This window comes from Lentimicrobium sp. S6 (assembly GCF_013166635.1).
Classification (GTDB): Bacteria; Bacteroidota; Bacteroidia; order Bacteroidales; family UBA12170; genus UBA12170.
Genome location: NZ_JABKBZ010000142.1, coordinates 1 through 4,195, shown reverse-complemented (window position 1 = coordinate 4,195; position 4,195 = coordinate 1). Strand labels below are relative to the sequence as shown.

Genomic DNA, 4,195 nt, shown 5'->3' with positions numbered 1-4,195 from the left:
GTTTAGAAACAATCATCAAAGAGCTCCTCCGGAAAACACTAAACCTTTGAAAGTAAGTATAAGTATATCAACACAATAAAAGAATATGAGTCATCTTAATGGAAGAATTATGCATCAATCAATCAAAAAATCAGAAATAATCAGAATAACGACCCTGCTAAAATCAAAAAACAGAAAAGCTCTTGAATACTTCTAAGATTTGTTAGAAAAAAATTGAAAAAAAATAACTACACAAGAGCTGTGGAGATATCATTGCCCAAATTGATTCCACAATATAAAAGGTAGGCTTTACGGCTTCGTTGCCGGTTTACGTTCAACACACAGCACATATTCAGCCCCTCTTGGCCATAAGTAAATGCTTAGCTCCACGGCTTAGGGCTGAAAACGATGCTTAATTGTTGGCAATAGTTTTCCGTTTTTTAGATAAAATTGATTATCAGAGACTTATTTGATTCTATTTAATGTCTCTATCAACTCATTATCAATATTGAACTCTAACTTTTGGGTTTTATTCTCAGACGTGTCTTCAAAGGTGATTTTTAGAGGGACTAATTTGGCGTAAAATGTGTTTTTATCAATGGGATACAAATAAATTGGGTCGTCACCATGTGATGTTAGTGTTAACCTTCCATTGATTATTTTTATCTCTACTGTAGTTTCCTCAGAAGGAAAGTCATAATCGCCTTCATGCTTTTTCATTTCTTTAATATTCACTTCTATATTTTCAGGAGCAGGAGTCGGAAGTTCATATTCCTGATTCAATAAAATACGTCTAATATTCCATCCTAAAATACTACGTTCACTAAAGTCGCTATTACAAAGTGCAATGATTTGAATATCATCATTTTCATAATAACGTATCATGGTTTTATACCCATAGATTTTCCCGGCAAAATCAATCATTAAAAATGGACCTTTATCACTAGAGTAATCATAAATTTCCCAGCCATAACTATGGTATAGTCTTGAATTTTTATTTTCCTTTTTTACAGACCACTTTAATTTCATCATCCTTACTGTATTATAGGATAGTAATTTTCCTTTTTCTAGAGCATTATAAAAGGCATACATATCATCAATAGTTGAATATAAAGAGCCTCCTCCAGCAAAAGAATAGCTATCAAAATAGGTGGCAGGGCCTATATCATTTACTCCATACGCATCAGTCATATTACCAATACCTATAGAGAGCCCTTCAATTTTTTGGTTTTTAGTTTTTTTAACGCCTGTGTTGTTCATCTTAGCAGGTATGAATATATTTTCTTTAAAATATTCTTCGAATTTCATTTCACTCACAGTTTCTAAAATGTAAGTCAATGCATAAAACCCAACACTTGAGTAGGACTCCTTCTCCCCAGGTTCAAATTCTAGGGTGTCATTTTTTATGGAGAACAACCTTTCTTGATAGGTCACTTCTGCATTGTAGTCTTGGTGAGAATCTCTTCTTAAACCCGATGAATGAGTCAATAGATGATGAATAGTGATTTTATCTGAGCCATTAATTTCTGGTAACCATTTGGATAGCTTATCTGTCAATGCAATCTTCTTATCTTCTACAAGTTGAAGTATTGCAACAGCAGTGAAGACTTTAGTTATTGAGCCGATAAAATATTTTGAATCTACAGTGTTTTTATTTCCCTCTTTTAAGTCAGAAAGGCCAAAAGCACCACGATAGATAATCTTCCCTTTTTGTGCGACTAATATTGAACCACTAAAAGGCTTTGAGCTTTTTACATTGGCCTCAATTAATTGTTCAATTTTTTGAACAGCATCCTGAGCAATTAAATTATAATTGAAAAATAGAATTGTCAGTACAACGAAAGATGATTTTATAAGTTGTCTCATGCTACTTTGTTTTATTTATTTAAATTATTGCCAACGTTTAGTATATGAAAAGTAGGCGATTTTGAAGCACAAAATTTCGGTTAAGCACAAGGTTTGATACGAGCCAAAAGCCTTGATTTTATTACTGTTTCGCCTATTTTTTATATACATTGTTGTACTGCGTTTTTTTACTTTATTATTTCTTTAAAGCGTTTAATTAGCCTCTTGTATGAATTAGGTAAGTTCTGATGGGGTAGATTTGTTATTACATATAATAGTAAGTCTAATTTTTTAAGGCCACCTTCAAAGTTTGTCAATAGATTATGAGTATTTCTGTCAGGTAATGGAATATTGAGTTTTTGGTAAATCAAATTACTAGCAGTATTAGATGCAACCAAGTCCATTTCCATATTGTATTTCATACACAAAACGTCAAACTCCAAGGTTAAATCCAAAGCACGACTATGATTTGAAGTTAATAACCCTTCTATCTGAGTTCTTTTATTTTGATTATTAATAATTTCAGGTATTAATGGCTCATTGTTGTATGTGTTTCGATAATTAAAAAAGCCGTTTGCATATCGACTATTTGCTTTAGTACCATTTTGGTAATCGAAGAAAAAATCTTTGTCGACAATCATTGTTTTGGGAATTTTCAAATCTCTTAAAAGATAAAAAGCATATTTTAAGGAAGAAATCCCGCTAAGTTCTAAAACGGAAATACCGTGCCTTTCGATTACTATATTTTTCAGTTTTAATAAGTTTCTGAACACTTCTGAATCAGTTGGACTTTCTGTCACAATTACGTGATTTGCAAAAAAGAATTCTGAATTCCGAAACTTATGAAACTTGTCGTACTGTAAAGTTTGAAGATTATAATTTATCCAAAAGTTAGAATTTAATTGATGAATTGTAGTTTTAAAACTTCTTTTATCATCTTTTTCTTTTCTAACTAAAACAATTTTTGTATGGTCTAATTCGTCTATTAATACAGTCGAATGAGTTGTGAATATTAATTGTAAATCATTATTATTGGTTTCGTCTAAAAGTGCAAATATTAACTCTTTTTGTGCTTGTGGATGCAAATTAATTTCTGGCTCTTCAATCCCAATTATAAAGTTTGTGTGATTTAACTTTGCTAGATATCTGTAGATAGAAATAGCAACAAGACTTTGTATTCCACTTCCGCATTCTTCCAATTTGAAGTTTTGTTCTTCTTCAATAATCTTTATCGATAAGTCATTTATGAAAAGTTCATAGTTTAAAGGAAATCTGCTGTCAATTTCTACACTAAATCCCTTCTTTGCTAAATACATATCTTCAATTCCCTTGGATACTTTGCTTAGTGCATTGTTCTTGAAGTATTTAAAAGCATCTTTAACTTTCGGACTTAATGTGTCCCTTTTTGCAGTATGTGTCGAAAAGAAATTATCTAATAGTTTTCTTAGAATTGAAATTTCGTCTTGACCTTTGTATTTTGCTCCTCTCTCTGTCGGAATTAATACAAATTGAACATCTGTAAAAAGTTCTCTCACAAAATCTTCACTTGCTATTTGAAAACTCCCATTATTTTTTACTGAATACTCTAACTTATTTCTCTGTTTATTAAACTCTTGTTTGATACAAATCTCTCCATTATTTACAAAGGGGTTGTAAATTGGCTTATTAGGTACTGATTCAAAATCTATAATTATTCTAGGAACTGACCTTTGCGTTGTATATAAATTAGTTCCGTCAATAAAATGATGAATTTCTAGGTCAGGGTTAAAGAAAGAATTTAGGGCTCTCATCAACGCTGATTTGCCTGAATTATTCTGACCAACAATAGCCGTTACTTGATTAAAATGAAATTTACCATTTTCAACTGAACGAAATTTAGATATGTGAATGTCTTTAATTTTCATTTTTTCTCAAATGCAGTACAACGTTTATGTATAAGATTAGTTGCGTGTTTAAAGCACCTAATTTAGTAAGTACAAAACCAACTAGAAAATCCAAGAGGATTTTCGTAAGTAAGCTAAAACTAGCAATTAATTTTATACGGTGTTGAACTAAACCTCCCCAAAGGGAGGTAGCTTTCGATTTAAATTCGTATTGAATACGTATAAATCTCATGTTTAATAATTTAATAAAATTAAATCATGAGTAAAATTACTATTTATTCTGAAGCCTGCAACAAAGTTGATGGCTTTAGAGCTATGGGAGAAGAGTTCAAACGTAAACTTATTATTAATGGACGATCAAAGTCTACACACGAAAATTATTTACGCCAAATAGCTAAACTGGCACTTTATTACATGAAAAACCCGCTGCATATAGACATGGATGAGCTGGAAGAGTATCTGTATTACCTGATGCAAAAGGATACGGA

3 protein-coding genes are annotated in these 4,195 nt (G+C 31.3%); 1 reads left to right on the top strand and 2 read right to left on the bottom strand.

Translation table 11 applies throughout. The features are described from left to right. Window positions 1–444 precede the first annotated feature (444 nt). Together HNS40_RS21670 and HNS40_RS21665 are read right to left on the bottom strand one after the other, a co-directional pair. On the bottom strand, window positions 445–1,845 hold the full coding sequence (locus tag HNS40_RS21670) for a serine hydrolase (RefSeq protein ID WP_172284809.1): 1,401 nt from the start codon (window positions 1,843–1,845) through the stop codon (window positions 445–447). Window positions 1,846–2,012: 167 nt separating this feature from the next. Then, entirely contained in the window at window positions 2,013–3,728 is a 1,716-nt protein-coding gene (locus HNS40_RS21665) for an ATP-dependent endonuclease (RefSeq protein WP_172284808.1), read from the bottom strand. A gap of 237 nt (window positions 3,729–3,965) precedes the next feature. Here HNS40_RS21665 and HNS40_RS21660 point away from each other — a divergent pair. After that, window positions 3,966–4,195 (top strand): phage integrase N-terminal SAM-like domain-containing protein (locus HNS40_RS21660; protein WP_172284755.1); only part of this gene is annotated, 230 nt, incomplete at its 3' end.

Coding starts and splice junctions, on each gene's coding strand:
- HNS40_RS21665 (WP_172284808.1), bottom strand. CDS start 3,728: ATGAAAATTAAAGACATTCACATATCTAAATTTCGTTCAGTTGAAAAT.
- HNS40_RS21670 (WP_172284809.1), bottom strand. CDS start 1,845: ATGAGACAACTTATAAAATCATCTTTCGTTGTACTGACAATTCTATTT.